This is a genomic window from Bradyrhizobium ottawaense (genome assembly GCF_900099825.1).
Lineage (GTDB): Bacteria > Pseudomonadota > Alphaproteobacteria > Rhizobiales > Xanthobacteraceae > Bradyrhizobium > Bradyrhizobium ottawaense_A.
This window is the reverse complement of the sequence record NZ_LT629693.1, coordinates 2,231,257-2,247,342: the sequence shown is the minus strand read 5'-3', so window position 1 is coordinate 2,247,342 and position 16,086 is coordinate 2,231,257. Positions and strand designations below refer to the sequence as shown.

Sequence of the window (16,086 nt, the reverse complement as noted above, 5' to 3'; positions counted from 1 at the left end):
AGCTCCCTTAGAGATCAAAATCCGGCCGGGAAGCCGTTCGGCAAGAACTTCTTGTCGACAAAATTTAGCGAGAGCCGCTCGATCTCTTTCGAGCTGCCACGAACAAAAAGGAGGAAAGCGGAATGACTGTCGAACGTATGCTGTCCGAGGAAGAACACTCGACTACCTTGATCGGGCGCGTCTTGCAGGAGGCCGGTATCGAATATGTCTTCGGCATCTCCGGCGGTCACACGGCCCGTATCGTTTCCAGTTTTGGCAAGCATAAGAACTCCCTTCGCATGGTACTCGTGCGCGAGGAATCGCTCGCAGCCGTCATGGCCGAGGTTTATGGCAGGCTGACACGTCGACCAGGCGTCATGATTGGCCAAGGGCCCTGGGTACTCGGTAATGGCATGATCGGTATCATCGAGGCGTATCTTTCCAGCTCGCCAATGCTGCTGTTGACTGACTTCTCCGATGCGCCGCTGTTTCATCTGCACGCGCCCTATCAGCAGGCGACAGGTGATTACGGAAGCTGGGACGCGCGGCGTGCGTTCGGTGCCGTGACCAAGCAAGTGATGCAGGCCCACGAGCCCGTAGCCGCAGTACAGGCGACTCAGCTTGCGATCAAGCATGCGGTATCCGGTCAGCCGGGTCCGGTTGCCATCCTCTTTGCACAGGAGTCTTTGGGACCGGTTAAGCCGGATTCCCACCCATGTCTCTATCCGACCCGATATTATTTGCCGCCTGCGCCGCCCCCCGCAGACATAACCCGTGTTGCTGCCGCGGCCAAAGCACTGCAAGCCGCCAAACGGCCGGTGATTGTTGCTGGTAACGGCGTGCGCATTGCGCAGGCTTACAAGCCCTTGGTCGCGCTGGCTGAAGCCGCGGGCTTGCCCGTCGTGACGACGGCCGCAGGCAAGGGTATCTTCGCGGAGACGCATCCGTTAGCGCTCGGGGTATTCGGTACATTCGGCACCGAAGCGGCAAACGCCTGCGTTGGCGAAGCCGATCTGGTGTTAGCGGTCGGCACGAAGCTTGGGCCGAGCGACACCGCTTGGGAAAATCGGGATCTTTTGGATCCAACGCGGCAGACCTTCATTCAAATCGACATAGAGCCGCGCAATGCATCTTGGACTTTCCCGGCCGAGCACGTTCTTGTTGGCGATGCCGGACAGGTGCTTCTGCAACTGCGCGAGGCTATCGATTCAGCCGGCCGCAAAGAGGCCGGCGAACGGCGCGTTGCCAAATGGCGCAAGGAGAAAGGATATTTCGATCAGCCGGGCTATTTCGCAGAAGACGCGCCAATCCTGCCGCAGCGCATAATCGGTGAGATGATGCGCGCGCTGCCGGACAATACGATCGTTACATGCGACGCCGGCGAAAACCGCATCATGATGACGCACTGGTATCAAACGAAACAGGCCGGCGGCTTCCTGCAGGCGGCAGGCTCGGGGCCGATGGGCTTTGCCATTCCCGCAGCACTTGGGGCCAAGCTGGTTCATCCCGAGCGGACGGTCGTGGCGGTGTGTGGTGATGGCGGCTTCTCCATGACAATGAACGGACTGATGACAGCTATCGAAGAAGACATTCCGATCATCACCGTGGTGCTCAACAATATGGCGCTTGGCTGGGTCTTGCATGGCCACGGGCCGGTGGCGACGGAATTCAAGGACTTCGATTATGCCGCTATCGCTCGCTCCATGGGGTGCCGTGGCGTGCGTGTGACCGATCCAGCCGAGCTTGCGTCAGCATTGCAGGAGGCCGTGAGTGCGAACAAGCCGACGGTAATCGATGTGCAAACGTCACTGGCTCAATCATTCGCCGACATCACGTCGCCGCTGGCAGTAGCCGCCGCGCCAAAGCGGCGTTAGCGGTAAGACAATCGTCTTCAAATGACGTCATTCGAAGTGAATCGTGTTGCAAAATCTAGTCTGCTTGAGCGATGAGCTTTGTGGGCACAAGCGATGACAGCGATGGGATCCGGAGTCGCGCGTTGATGACGACGGGTGTCGAACAGATCAACGCACGGGTCGCGGAAATACGAACTGAGGCGACGGGCATCCGGTCGTATCGGCTCGTCGGGGGGGACGGTGTGAGACTCCCAGCCTTTACATCCGGCGCTCATATCGACGTGTTTCTCCAATCCGGCATCGTTCGGCAATATTCACTCGTCAACGACCCGGCTGGCGATCAGGAATACGTTATCGCCGTCAAGCGCGATGCAGATGGTCGTGGCGGGTCGCAGGAATTGCACGACACCGTAGGCCGTGACGATGTCCTGATGATATCCCCACCGCGCAACACCTTCGAGATTGCGGACGATGCTTCGGCGCACGTCTTTATCGCCGGTGGCATCGGCATCACGCCGATCCTGTCGATGATCCGGACGCTGGCTCGTCGCCGCGCCGCTTGGTGTTTGCATTACTGCGTCCACGATGAAGCGGGAGCTGCCTTTCTACCCGTGCTTCGGCAAGACACGTACGCCCGGCATACAACGGTCCATGTCAGCGGCGGGGACCCGGCTCGCCGCCTAGACGTGGAAGGCCTGGGGGCGAAGACACTGGCGTCGGGGGCGCATCTCTATTTCTGCGGTCCCACCGGGCTAATGGCGCTGGTCATCAAGGCCTGTGCGGGTTGGCCCGTGGGTCGCCTCCACACCGAAAGCTTCGGCACCGGCCCGCAAACGGAAAATCGGACGTTCGAGATCGAGATTGCTGACACGGGGCAGATCATCCAGGTTTCGTCTCAGGACACGATCCTCGACGCCATGCGGCGCGCTGGCCTCGATGTGCCCTTTCTCTGTCGGCAGGGCGTTTGCGGAACATGCGTTGTCGATGTGTTAGATGGCGTCCCGCTTCATCGGGATACGGTACTCTTCGATCACGAGCGCACGACCAAAATCGTAACTTGCTGTTCGCGGTCGGCGGGCGGCCGGCTCAAGCTCAGTCTCTAGACGTAACCGTCTCGATTGAGCGTTACCGATGCGTAGCGAGCAGCACGCGACGTTTGCACAGTTTGCCGGGCTGCTAGGGTGGCGGTCTCGGGAGCTTTTGCAGTGCGTCGTCAATCTTCGTCGTCCAAACGGCGCCCGGAATCGAAGCCGTGAAACGCGGCCTGCCAGCTGGGGCTGTGGTCAGGACTCTTCTGCGGACAAGTTGACGGTATGAAAACACTCTCGGACGAACTTAGAAATCTCGTTGGCGTGTGGATTGTGGCTCTTGATTTCGTCGTCTCAGGTCTCTCCGCGAAGACTTGCAAGAAATCATACCGTCCCTAGGCTCTGGACGGGCACGCACGGTCCAATAAAGATATTGCTGGGTAACAGTGAGCTATCTGGGAACACCATAGAGGCGGTCGAGACCAAATCCGACGTCTGGAATACGCGGGTCGCCGTCCCTCAGCGGGCGGCCCTCGTGCGGGTATCTACTCTTCGCTCGCCGGGACCAGCACCCGCCGCATATACCAGGGCTCGACTGCGATGCTGACTAGGTTCTCGTTTCCGTCGAAGACCTCGGCAAACTCCTCCAGCGTGCTCCTAAAGCGAAACTCCTGGACGCTATTGACCGCCATGGGGAGACTTCTGACAACGTCCGCTCCCTTGTCCGTGTGATAGATCCGTCTGAAGGCCGGATCGGGCCCGCCTCGCATCGTCATGTGAGATGTGCTTTGGACCGGCATCCCTGCCCGGTAGTGCAGATACATTGTGAGGCCGTGACCCGCCTCGTCGTGGATGCGCCAGCTCTCGATTCCCAAGCCGTCGCCAGCCTCGCCGGAAGCGATCCATTGCTCCATGTGAACCGTGGCTGGCTTGGAGTTTCGATAGGGGCCTTGAATGCTGCGAGCGCTGGCGGCGAGGGAGCGCACCACCCACAAGCCGACTTCCCCGCCATCGGCATGCCTGCCCTGGACGAGCACGACGATGCCGCGGTCCTCGCGGTCCACGAACGCGGCAGAATTTCTGAACTTTACTGGGAACGACCGAGAAAGCGATTTGAATGCGCCGTTCGAAATCGCTTTTAACGTGGCGGAGGGCGATAGAAGTCGATACGTCGACTGGCTTGCATGGGGAAATCTCTAACAAGGGCCGCAAGTGTTTCCCCAAGGATATCTCCGGCCAGTATTCAAGATACGTCATATTCGCCCCACCTTTCCGGACACGCGATGGCGATCAGGCGCCCCAAATGACTAAGTCGGTGCGTTCGGCGAGTCGTGATTCGGATCGGCCTGGTGCAATCCTGCGGCGCCCCTTTGAGGTGCCCAGGCGATATCGAGATCTGAACCTGCTGTACGACGAGGCCCTTTAACAGGCGTCTCTGGACCGCATCAAAACATGCCTTCAATCGTGACGGTGCTTCCCGTTGTGGTCGTCCCGATTGCGCCGGCGACGGATAGTGTGGCGACGACATTCACTGTTGAAGCCGAGAGTAACGACGGTCAAACTCCCGGAGCGATTACGCTGCGTGTGAACCTCTGGGCCTCGAAACGCCGAATGGATGCAATGCAACGACTGGCCGCACCGGAGTGATCCAATCAGACTTCGGCGGAGCTCTCTTGCGAGAGTTGTCAGCTGTCACTCTGCCTCGCTGCAATAATAATGCGATCCAGAATCTCGTCGAGAATCGGCGTCGAGGTTGCAAAGTTGAACCTCACGAACGATGCACAATTCGGGTCGAAACTCTCGCCGGGGCTGAAGCCGATCCGCGCCTTATCCAGAAAGAACTGAAACGCCGAGGTTGACAGCTTGAGCTTGCTGCAATCAAGCCAAGCGAGATAGGTCGCTTCTGGCGCATGGAGGTGGATTTCCGGGACTTCCGCCTTGAGCACGGCCTTTATTCGGTTGCGCGCCTTGAGAAGATGATCCATGACCGCGTCAAGCCAGGGCTGGCATTCGTTCCAAGCGGCGACCGTCGCATCGACGCCGATTATATTGCCCTGACCGGCTAGTCTCAGCGGAATGCGTTTTTCAAACCGTTCGCGCAGGTCTTCGCTGCCAAATGCAATAAGCGCGCAACGGAGGCCCGGAATATTGAAACTTTTAGTCGCCGAGTTGAGGGTAATGGTACGGGAAGCTATTTCTGATCCTAGAGATGCAAACGGTACGTGCTGTTGCCCCGGGTAAACCAGATCGGAATGAATCTCGTCGGAGATCACAATAAGATCGTGAGCGATTGCGAATTGAGCGAGCGATAGAAGTTCGTCGCGTCGGAAGACGCGTCCTGTCGGATTTTGCGGATTGCAGAGTACGAAGATGCGAGTCCCTTCTTCCACCAGCGTCTCAAGTTCGCTCATGTCGAAAGCGTAACGTGTCCCATCGTCGCGCATAGGCAGAGGAAGCAGCCTGCGTTCTGTGCCGTTAATGGCGTCGCGAAACGGCGGGTAACTCGGGACTTGCAGAATGATGCTGTCGCCAGGATCCGAGAACGCGAGGATCGGAGCATAGGTTCCCTGAACCAGATCTGCCACGGGCAAGACGAGGTCCGGCGAGAGATCCCAGTCGTACAGGGCTTTCATTCGTCTGGCGAAGGATTTGGCGACGATCAACTCTGCCTTATTGCCTTCGCGCATTGGATAGCCATAGTCCCGATCCCTAACGATTCGCTCGATCGCTGTTTGGATTGGCGCCGCAACCGAAAAATCCATGTCGGCGACGAAGGCCGGTAGGACATCTGGACCATACTGACTCCATTTGGCATTGCGGCGCGCCCGCAGATCGGCCCGGTTCAATTCGAAACTGATAGTTGGTGTACTGGTCATTGCTGCAACTGCTCTTCGTTGTTACTGGCGCCGCGCGCGTTTTTCCGGTATTGGACTTTTTGCCCTTAGGCGAGATGACAGGCGACCGCGTTGCCATCCGGGAGCTTTCGCAGGGGCGGATCGCAGGTTTCGCACTGTTGGACTGCCACGGGACACCGTGCTCTGAACCGGCATCCGCGCTCAGGCACACCCTGTCCCACCTCTCCCGGCAAGACGTTCACAGGCTTTTTGCCTAACTTTAATGATGGAATCGACGCCAACAGCGCGCGAGTATAGGGGTGGCGCGGGTTACGCCACAATGTAACGTGGTCTGCGCTTTCGACGATGCGGCCGAGATACATCACGAGCACGCGGTCGGCAAAATAGCGTACAACGGACAAATCGTGTGAGATGAACAGATAAGAGAGGCCGAGATCTTTCTTGAGGTCAACCAGCAGATTGAGAATTTGCGCCTGTATGGACAAATCCAGCGCGGATACGGGTTCGTCGCAGACGAGGAGCCGGGGTCGCAGGATTAGTGCTCTGGCGATTCCGATTCGCTGGCGCTGCCCGCCAGAGAATTCGTGCGGATAGCGCTGCAAGGCGTCCTGCGGAATACTGATTTTGTTCGTGATCTCAAGAGTTCGTCTTAGACGCTCTTTGGCATCATTGATGCCATGAACCTTGAGTGGCGTATCAAGGATGGTGCCGATGCGCTGGCGCGGATTGAGCGATCCGAAGGGATCTTGAAAAACCATCTGAACGGTGCGACGCGCGGTTCGCAGTGACCTCTCTTTAAGCTGACTGATGTCTTCGCCGTTGAGACGTATCGCGCCTTCGCTCGGGCGCAGCAACCGGACGATGGTCTTGCCGAGTGTCGATTTTCCGCAACCGGATTCGCCGACCAACCCGACCGTCTCGTGCTCTCGGACCTCGAGGGAGACGCCATCCACCGCATGCAGGGTGTGTCCCTGGGAAGTATAGCTGGTGCGCAAGTTCTCAATCGAAAGCAGCGGAATCACGTTTATCTCCCGGGACTTGAAGCTGACTGCACGCAACCGACCATCCAGTGCGAACGGTGCCTGGACCGATCGTTTCGAGCGTAGGGGGGGCAGCGCGGCAGGAAGCGACTGCGGCGGGGCATCGGGGAGCAAACGAACAACCTGACTCGCCGGCCGCCGAGGCTATCGAGCCTTTGATTTCGGTGAGGCGCTGGTTTGTATAATGTGAGCCGTCGCCGGCAGCCGAGCTGAGCAGGCCTTGGGAATAAGGATGCTTCGGGCCAGCGAAAAACTCACTGACTGAGGCTTGTTCGACAATCCGACCAGCATACATGACGGCCACCCGGTCGGCCCATTGCGCCACCGCGCCCAGATCGTGAGTGATCAGCAGCACCGCCATCGAGAGTTGGCGTCGCAGGCGGTCTAATAGATCCATCACCTGAGCTTGGATGGTGACGTCGAGCGCCGTAGTGGGCTCGTCAGCGATCAGCAGCTGCGGATTGCATGCGACAGCCATCGCGATCATTACTCGCTGCCTCATTCCGCCGGAAAAATTATGAGGAATTTGGTCGTAGCGGCGATGTGGCTCGGAAATGCCGACCAGGTCGAGCAATTCGATCACGCGATCCTTGGCTTTGCGACGCGACTGCTTTTCGTGCCGCAGAATGACCTCGCAAATCTGGGTGCCGATGGTGAGAACGGGGTTCAAGGATGTCATTGGCTCCTGGAGGACGATCGAGATTCCCTTGCCGCGGATCTGGCGCAGCTTCCGCGCCGATACTGTGGCGAGATCGAGCCCGTCGAATAGCACTTGTCCGCCGATGATCGAGGCAGTCGGCGGCAGCAATCGCAGAATAGAGAACGCCGTCAGGGACTTACCGCAGCCGGATTCGCCAACCAGCGCCATGGTCTCTCCCTGTGCGATGGCAAAGCTTACTCCCTGCACTGCGATACTGTTTGGAAAACCGACCTGAAGATCGCGAACTTCAAGGACAGGATTCTGTCGATCCGAGAATGTCATCGGGTGCTGCCCGATCGCGGATTGAGGATGTCGGTCAAACGGTCGCCGATGATGTTGATGGACAGGACGGTGAGGACAATGGCAACGCCGGGTAACGCCGACAGATACCATTCATCCCGCAGCATCGAGCGGCCGTTGCCGATCAGGCTGCCCCAGCTCACACGATTGGGGTCGCCAAGATTGAGGAAGGACAAACCGGCTTCCGCGAGAATGCCGTTCGCGACCAGCACCGATGTCGCAACCACGATTGTCGGGAGGGCATTCGGCAGGATTTCCCGAACAATGATGCGCGAGGTACCATAGCCAAGGCTGCGCGAGGCCATGACGAAATCGGCTTCACGCAATGCCATGAACTGGGAGCGCGCAAGCCGGGCAATCATCGGCCAGGAGGCAATCCCGATCGAGAGGACAATTAGGAACACCGATGGGTCGCCGATTGCGAGAATGACGATGACCAGCAAGGTCGGCGGAATCGTCTGGAACAACTCGGTCAGTCGAACCAGAACATTGTCGACGATGCCACCAAAATAGCCCGCGAGCGCGCCGATCGTGGTGCCGATTACGAGGCCGATGAGCGCCGCGAAGAACCCAACCAGTAGGGAGACGCGGGCACCGTGGACGATGCCAGCGGCGACATCACGTCCCAGCGCATCCGTCCCGAGCGGATAATCCATGTCTTGTCCGGGCCAAAGCAGCGGCTGCGCCACCATATCGAGCGGGTCGGTCGGATAGATCAGGTTGGCTGCGATCGCAATGGAGATGATGCCGAGCAAGATGATCACGGCGAAGCAAAGGAACGGGTCGCGCAGCCAGGCTGGCAGGGGGCGTCGTTTGGTTGGCATAAATCTTATCGGATCCTTTCTGGAGGCAGGAATCGGACTGTCCGGTTCATTAGCAATGACATCCGTCATGATCATCAGCCTACCTGCTAAATCTCGATGCGGGGATCGAGCCACATGACAATGCAGTCGATGACGACGTTAGTGCCGATCACGATAATTGACGACAGAAGCAGAATCCCGAGCAGCACATTGAAATCACGGGCGATCAACGAGTCCAGGGTCAGACGGCCGAGCCCTGGCCAGTTGAAAACGGTCTCCACCACCACTGCGCCACTCAGGAGATTTGCGAAGTGAAGACCTGCCACCGTTGTCACGGGAATAAGCGCGTTGCGTAGCGCGTGGCGGAATTGCAGAACGAGCGGATGAAGGCCCTTGGCCGCAGCAGCGCGCATGAAATCCTGACGCAACACTTCCAGCATCGCCGCCCGCGTTAGGCGTGCGTAGATAGCGATGAAGAACGTCGCCAGTGCGATGGATGGCAGGATCAGATGCAGGATCCGGTCGCGTATTATCGCTATTCCGGTCATCTCGATGCCGATTGTCTCAATGCCGCCGCTTGGGAACCAGCCGAGGTGTGCCGAGAACAGCACGATAGCCATCAAGCCGATCCAGAAGCCGGGTGCGGAATAGAGCAGCAAAACGATCATCGTCAGCAACCAGTCGGGCCATTTGTTAGCGAAGATGGCCATGACCCATCCGAGGAAAATGCCGAAGGTTACGGCGATGAAGAAGGCCGACAGCATCAACAGCAAAGTGTTGGGGAGGCGCTCCATGATGACATCGATGACAAGCGCGTTGTAATTGCTCGACGTGCCCAGATTAAGTGCGACAATATTGGAAACGTAGGTGACGAGCCGCGTGAAAAAAGACTGATCGAGCCCGAGGCTTCGGCGCAGTGTCTCCATTGTTTCCACGGTCGCGGAGCCGGACTTTCCCGCGATCGCGTCGGCGGCATCGCCGGGCATCAGATTCAACAAGAGAAAACTCAACGCGATAATGCCGAGGATGGTCGGGATCGCCTGGATCGCGACACGGCGAATCATCTGTCGGGCGCGCCCGAATGTTGCCAATTCAAGCTCCTTTGGACTTCGGATATTCAGTCAGGCACCCGATCATATCGGCGCTCCCGTCGCGACATGGCGTTCAAAACAACCTTGCCGGCCCCGACCCCAGTAGACTTGGCCGTCGAAGACGCAAGTCCGAGACCAGAACTCCCCGTGTTCGGCCGTCCGCGCACTGCTTTCCGGCCGGGGCCACCCCACCGCGGGTCGGCTTTCGCAATCGAATGGGCGTTGCCCGGGGTGTCCCGTCGCCTTGGCGATGGTGCAGCGGATCTGTAGATCTCTGACGTCGGTAAGGAGAAGCTTGAAGCCGGGGGCCGCTAACGGTATCGCACGCTCGACGCCAAGAGACACCCAAGACGAGTCGATAGAGGAGAAGTGTTCGATGACCTGTGTCATGCAATCCAGAGCCGTCCCTTAGCGCCCGCTACGTTGAGAGCAAGCGACATCATCATGTGGTCCAAGCGAGTGCACCTTCATTAGCTTGCCACAGTAATCGACGAGTCTTTGATCGATCTTTTGCATTAGATAATTCCAAAAATGAAACTATTCATTCCAACAGCATTCGTGCCAGACATTGCAGCCGACGATGCATGGTTTCCGGTGTCGGCACCTACTTGGTGACGCTGGAAAACGGAATCTCCGGGCCATCGCTATCGAGCGCATCTGGAACTGTTGAGGACGCGGGATTGAGAGCTGAACCGAAATTGAAGCTGTCCGCCGATGTCGGCGGAACGTTCACCGATATTGTGCTGGAGCATGGAACGCAGCGCTGGACCGGAAAGGTATTGACGACGCCATCGTCCCCGGAAGAAGGTGTGCTGCGGGGTGTTGGCGAGGTGATGGCTCGTGCCGGAAAATCGATTGCCGACACCGATATCTTCGTCCACGGGACCACGCTCGCGACCAATGCGATCATCGAGCGTCGCGGCGCCAGGGTGGCGCTGATTGCGACGGACGGGTTTCGCGATGTGCTCGAGATCGGAACCGAGAGCCGCTACGATCAATATGAACTGGCGCTGGTGCGGCCGAAGCCGCTAGTCGAGCGACCGCTGCGTTTCACGGTGCGCGAGCGGATGGACGCGCGCGGTTGCATTCGCCTGGCGTTGAATGAGCACGACATCGCCACCGTGGCCAAAACACTAAAAGCGAAGAAAATCGAGAGCGTTGCGATTGCGTTCCTGCATTCCTACGCAAACCCGGCGCATGAGCAGGCCGCGGCCAAGCTGCTGCAATCCCTCATGCCCGAACTCTACATCACGCTGTCATCCGAGGTATGTCCGGAGATGCGGGAATTCGAACGGACATCGACCGCGGCGGCGAATGCCTACGTGCAGCCGCTGATGGACGGTTATCTAGCCCGCATGCAGGAGAAGATGAAGCAGATGGGCTTCCGCGGGGCGCTCTGCCTGATGACGTCGGGCGGCGGCCTGACCTCGGTTGAAACCGCGCGGAAGTTTCCGGTGCGGCTGGTTGAGTCCGGCCCAGCCGGCGGCTCCGTTTTCGCCGCGCAAATCGCGGCCAGGCTTGGCGAGCGCAAGGTGCTGGCGTTCGATATGGGCGGCACGACCGCGAAAGTCAGTCTGATCGAGGATTATCGTTCGGAAACATCGCGCGTGTTCGAGGTCGATCGCGCAGCACGCTTTCTCAAGGGTAGCGGCCTTCCGGTTCGCATCCCCGTCATCGAGATGGTCGAGATCGGCGCGGGCGGCGGCTCGCTTGCACGGCTCGATTCGTTGAAGCGCGTGATCGTGGGACCGGAAAGCGCGTCTTCGGTTCCCGGGCCCGTCTGCTACAACGTTGGCGGCAACCAACCCGCGGTGACCGACGCGGATGTCGCGCTCGGCCTGATCGATCCCGCCACCTTTGCAGGTGGCACGATCAAGCTCCATCCCGAACTGGCGAAGAAGGCGCTCAAGAGCGTGATTGGCGATCCGCTGGGTCTCGACGCGGAGATGGCAGCCTACGCCGTGTACGAGATGGTATGCGAGAACATGGCCAGTGCCGCTCGAGTTCACACGGTCGAGCGCGGCGCGGTGGCAAGCGATCATACTGTAATTGCGTTCGGTGGCGCCGCGCCGCTGCATGTGGCCCGCGTCGCGGAAAAGATTGGCGCCAACCGCGTCATTGTTCCCCCCAATGCGGGTGTCGGGTCCGCTGTCGGCTTTCTTGCTGCGCCGATTTCTTACGAGATGGTCAAGACCAAGTACATGCGCCTCGATACGTTCGATGCGACTGCTGCAACGGGCCTTCTCAACGCGATGTCGAAAGAGATTAGGACGTGGGTCGAGCCTGCGGCACACGGCGAGCCGCTTGTAGAGCGCCGCATCGCGTTTATGCGCTATGTCGGGCAGGGCCATGAGATCGCGGTCGAACTTCCGGTTCACGATCTTGTGGATGCCGACATTCCGGCGCTGCGAGTCCGTTACGAGGCCGACTACGAGGCGCTGTTCAAGCGCTCGATCCCCGCAGCGGCGATCGAGATCATGGCCTGGTCCGTCAATCTTTCGACCGTGACGAAATTGCCCGAGCAGATCGCTGACGTCGACTTGTTTCCGACGCTCGCGGCCCACGAGATCGTCAAGGTGTTCGATGGCCGGACCGGCAAGCCGGTCGATATTTCGCGCTATCGCCGCGATGCCCTTGCCACGGGCGCCCGTCTGTCCGGACCGGCGATTATCACGGAGGATGAAACATCGACCTACGTGACAGAAAATTTCGATGCCTGGATCGATGGTCTCGGTTCGATCGTGATGGAACGCAAGGGGACAAAAGCGTGAGCGAAGCAAATCTCGGTCTCATCGACAAGCAGATCATGTGGAGCCGCCTGATTGCGGTGGTGGAAGAGCAGGCCCAGACGTTGCAGCGTACTGCCTTCAGCACCGTCGTTCGGGAATCCGGCGATCTCGCCGCAGGAGTATTCGACGCCGACGGTCGAATGTTGGCGCAAGCGGTGACAGGAACGCCCGGCCACATCAATTCGATGGCATTGGCGGTTGGTCATGTGATTGACGAATACCCGATCCCGACCATGCAGCCAGGCGATGTTTTCATCCACAACGATCCCTGGATGGGCACCGGGCACACCAACGATATCTCGGTGACCACGCCCTGCTTTCGTGACGACACGCTGGTGGGGTTCCTCGCCTGCAACAGCCATGTGATGGATATCGGCGGATTGCGCGACATGTCGTCATCGACCGATGTGTTCATGGAAGGGCTTTATCTACCTATCCTGAAGATCGTTGAAGGCGGCGTTCTCAATGAAACCTTGATGGCGGTGATCCGGGCAAATACGCGTCAGCCGGTGGAGACGGTGGGGGACGTCTATTCGCTGATCAACTGCAACGACGTTGGCTGCGCCCGCCTGTCGGAGATGATGGAGGAATTCGGGCTGGAAGAACTCGACGAATTGGCCGACCACATCATTGATGCGTCGCGTGAAGCCGTGCGGGCCGAGATCGCCAAGCTGCCGAAAGGCACATGGCGTGCATCGTTGTCGCTCGACGGTCAGGGCGAGCCGGTCGAGTTGAAGGCGGCACTGACGGTCACCGACGGCGGCATCCATGTCGACTATTCGGGGTCGGACGGCATGACCAAGAGTAATTTTAACGTACCGTTCTGCTATACGCTGGCCTATACCTCCTATGCGCTCGGCTGCATTATTGCGCGCGACATTCCCAACAACGCGGGCTCGCTGGAGCCGCGCACGGTGTCCGCGCCCGCAGGCTCTATCGTCAATGCGATCAAGCCTGCCGCCGTCGTCCACCGGCATCTGATTGGCCTGATGTTGCCGGATCTCGTTTTCGGCTGCTTGCGGCAGGCGATCCCGGAGCGGGTGCCAGCGGAGGGGTCCGGTGTGCTCTGGATTGTCGGCGCCAGCGGTTCCAAATCGAGTCCGTCGCGTTTTGGGGACGACTTTATGGTCAGCGTCGTCACCACCGGAGGCATGGGCGCGCTGCCGTTTCGCGATGGCCTGTCGGCGACCGGATTCCCGAGTGGCGTGCGCGGCGGTCCGATAGAGATCTTCGAATCGATGTCGCCGGTGATTGTTTGGCGCAAGGAGTACCGGCAGGATAGCGGTGGCGCCGGCCGCATGCGCGGTGGTCTCGGTCAGACCATCGAAATGGAAAACGGCATCGACGAGCCGTTCTTTTTCAGCGGCGCGTACGAGCGGGTGAAATTTGCCCCGCGCGGAGTTGAAGGCGGGTTGGACGGTGGCGCCGGCTATGTCGGCCTGAAGTCGGGTAGCCGGCTGCCGAGCAAGGGCCAGCATTTCATTCCGTCCCGTGAGCGAGTCCTGATCATGTCACCAGGCGGCGGCGGTATCGGCGATCCAAAAGGGCGGGATCGCGTCATGGTCGAGACCGATCTCGCCAATGAACTCATCTCTTTGAAGGCGGCGCAGGAATTGTACGGGCTCGAACGTGCGGCTGCCGACCAGCGATCTGTCACCCCCATACAGGAGAAAATACAGTGACGAAGATCAATCTGGACCGACGTTCCATCGTTGCAGGTTTATGCTCCTTGCCCGCATTGGGCATTGGTGGGGCAACACGTTCCCGCTCAGCGAGCGCAGCGACGCCACAGAGAGGCGGGGTAGTGACAATGGTCGCGGCGTTTGAACCCCCGACGCTGCTGGGGTTCGTGAACTCGTCGAGCATCACATTCAGCGGGAGAACGACGGAAGGATTGCTCGAATTCGACCACAATATGAACCCGCAGCCTCTGCTCGCGACCTCGTGGGACGTGGCACCCGATGGATTGACCTATACATTCAAGCTTCGCGAGGGCGTGAAGTGGCACGACGGCGAGGACTTTACGTCCGAGGACGTTGCATTCTCGATCGCGGTCCAAAAGAAGCTCCACCCGCGCGGCCGAACGACGTTCGCCCAGATCAAGACAATCGAGACGCCGGACAAATACACGGTTATTCTTCACCTGGGGAAGCCGACACCATACCTGCTATCGGCGTTGTCGTCGGGGGAATCTCCGGTCGTGCCAAAGCACCGGTACGGCGACGCAGACCCGCTGACCCACGTCAACAACGCAGCTCCGATTGGAACCGGTCCCTACGTTTTCAGGGAATGGGTCCGCGGCAGTCATGTCATATGGGACCGCAATCCGAATTACTGGAATAAGCCGTTGCCCTATGTTGATCGATTGGTCGCCCGCTTCATCTCCGACCCGGCCGCGCGCACGATCGCTTTCGAGACCGCAGACGTCGACCTCGGCTACCGCACGCCGGTGCCCTATCGAGATGTCGAGAGGCTGAAAAAGAATCCGAAAATATCGTTCGATGAAAATGGATATGTCTATGATCCACCTAACATCATCATTATCGAGGCCAATCTCGAAAACGAATATCTAAAAGACCTCAAAGTTCGCCAAGCCATTGCGCATTGCATCGACCGCGAAACGATCTGCAAGATCGTGTTCTTCGGCAATGCCGTTCCATCGGCGGCACCGATCGTTCCCTATCATAAGGAATTTCACAATAGTAAGCTATCGCCCTATCCCTATAATGTCGCGGCTGCTGCAAAGCTTCTTGACGAGGCTGGCTACGCGCGGGCAGGAAGCGGGATGCGCTTCACACTGACAATGGATTACACCGGCGACGACCAGCGGGTGCTCGGGGAGTTCTTGCGGTCAGCGATGAGCCGCGCGGGAATTGGCGTGGAACTGCGTGGTCAAGACATGGGGACATTGGTCAAGCGCGTGTACAGCGATCGTGCGTTCGCGCTGCATCTGGCTTCGATCAGCAATCTGTTCGATCCGCAGGTTGGCGTTCAACGCCTGTACTGGTCGAAGAACTTGATCAAGGGTGTCCCGTTCTCGAACGGTACAGCCTACAACAATCCTGAGGTCGATGCGTTGCTGGAAGAGACGGCGGTGACGCTCGACAAGCAGGATCGCATTGCGAAATGGATAAAAATCCAAGACATCGTCATGCGTGATGTTCCCAATTTCCCCATTGTGATGGCCTCGTGGTTGACGATCAGCCAGAGCCGGGTCAAAGACCATACGACGAACGCAGAGGGATTCGAAGGGTCAATGGCGAGAGTCTATCTCACCAGCTAGATCTAATCAGCTTTTCTGTAGGACTTTTGGGAATATCACGGAAAACCCGAGATTGTCCGTCTCTGCTCACTGCGCTCGAAAAATGAAGAATTGGTCCTTGCTCTGGTAAGCCTGATATACAGGCAAGGAGCGACCGTTGACGGCCGCGAGCTGGTCGGGCCGGAGCTGTCCGACGTCAGACGCTTCAGTCATTATTGAAACTTATCGGCGCGCGGCTGCGGCAATCAGCAGTTCGGCAACGGGACGCCTCAATGCTTGGCGTACCCAGTTGATTGGAGCCAAATTGGCAACCGACCAGCGCGGTCGAGCAAGGCCTTTATAGGTAGCGATCCGCAAAGTCCTCTTGGTTCTTCTATTTGGTCTTC

11 protein-coding genes are annotated in these 16,086 nt (G+C 58.8%); 5 read left to right on the top strand and 6 right to left on the bottom strand.

The window, feature by feature from the left end; translation table 11 throughout:
• The first annotated feature begins 122 nt into the window (after window positions 1–122).
• Window positions 123–1,853, top strand: a complete 1,731-nt coding sequence (locus tag BLR13_RS10440) for a thiamine pyrophosphate-binding protein (protein ID WP_079586440.1) — start codon at window positions 123–125, stop codon at window positions 1,851–1,853.
• Between the two features lie 125 nt (window positions 1,854–1,978).
• Window positions 1,979–2,935 carry a PDR/VanB family oxidoreductase gene (locus BLR13_RS10435; RefSeq protein WP_074831673.1) on the top strand — a complete coding sequence of 319 codons (957 nt, stop codon included), beginning with the start codon at window positions 1,979–1,981 and terminating at the stop codon, window positions 2,933–2,935.
• 470 nt (window positions 2,936–3,405) lie between these two features.
• On the opposite strand, the gene BLR13_RS10430 is transcribed toward BLR13_RS10435, so the two are convergent.
• The 6 genes from BLR13_RS10430 to BLR13_RS10405 all read right to left on the bottom strand — a co-directional run bounded on the left by BLR13_RS10430 (window position 3,406) and on the right by BLR13_RS10405 (window position 9,649).
• A complete protein-coding gene (locus BLR13_RS10430) occupies window positions 3,406–3,924 on the bottom strand; it encodes a hypothetical protein (RefSeq protein ID WP_074824753.1) in 519 nt (172 codons plus the stop codon).
• A gap of 621 nt (window positions 3,925–4,545) precedes the next feature.
• Window positions 4,546–5,736 carry a MalY/PatB family protein gene (locus BLR13_RS10425; RefSeq protein ID WP_074824756.1) on the bottom strand — a complete coding sequence of 397 codons (1,191 nt, stop codon included), beginning with the start codon at window positions 5,734–5,736 and terminating at the stop codon, window positions 4,546–4,548.
• A 65-nt stretch (window positions 5,737–5,801) separates the two neighbouring features.
• Window positions 5,802–6,734 carry an ABC transporter ATP-binding protein gene (locus BLR13_RS10420; protein ID WP_074831675.1) on the bottom strand — a complete coding sequence of 311 codons (933 nt, stop codon included), beginning with the start codon at window positions 6,732–6,734 and terminating at the stop codon, window positions 5,802–5,804.
• Window positions 6,715–7,737 carry an ABC transporter ATP-binding protein gene (locus BLR13_RS10415; RefSeq protein WP_074824761.1) on the bottom strand — a complete coding sequence of 341 codons (1,023 nt, stop codon included), beginning with the start codon at window positions 7,735–7,737 and terminating at the stop codon, window positions 6,715–6,717. Before BLR13_RS10415 ends, BLR13_RS10420 begins: the two co-directional genes overlap by 20 nt.
• Entirely contained in the window at window positions 7,734–8,654 is a 921-nt protein-coding gene (locus tag BLR13_RS10410) for an ABC transporter permease (RefSeq protein ID WP_197679537.1), read from the bottom strand. The genes BLR13_RS10415 and BLR13_RS10410 overlap by 4 nt, the downstream gene beginning before the upstream one ends.
• Window positions 8,655–8,665: 11 nt before the next feature.
• Window positions 8,666–9,649, bottom strand: a complete 984-nt coding sequence (locus BLR13_RS10405) for an ABC transporter permease (RefSeq protein ID WP_433994262.1) — start codon at window positions 9,647–9,649, stop codon at window positions 8,666–8,668.
• 680 nt (window positions 9,650–10,329) lie between these two features.
• Between BLR13_RS10405 and BLR13_RS10400 the strand changes: the two genes are divergently transcribed.
• From BLR13_RS10400 to BLR13_RS10390, 3 genes are read left to right on the top strand one after another with little or no spacing between them, the layout of a single operon-like run.
• Entirely contained in the window at window positions 10,330–12,420 is a 2,091-nt protein-coding gene (locus tag BLR13_RS10400) for a hydantoinase/oxoprolinase family protein (RefSeq protein ID WP_074831678.1), read from the top strand.
• Window positions 12,417–14,120: a hydantoinase B/oxoprolinase family protein gene (locus BLR13_RS10395; protein WP_074824766.1), complete on the top strand. Its 1,704-nt coding sequence runs from the start codon at window positions 12,417–12,419 to the stop codon at window positions 14,118–14,120. Before BLR13_RS10400 ends, BLR13_RS10395 begins: the two co-directional genes overlap by 4 nt.
• Window positions 14,117–15,721 carry an ABC transporter substrate-binding protein gene (locus tag BLR13_RS10390; RefSeq protein ID WP_074824770.1) on the top strand — a complete coding sequence of 535 codons (1,605 nt, stop codon included), beginning with the start codon at window positions 14,117–14,119 and terminating at the stop codon, window positions 15,719–15,721. Before BLR13_RS10395 ends, BLR13_RS10390 begins: the two co-directional genes overlap by 4 nt.
• Window positions 15,722–16,086: the final 365 nt, after the last annotated feature.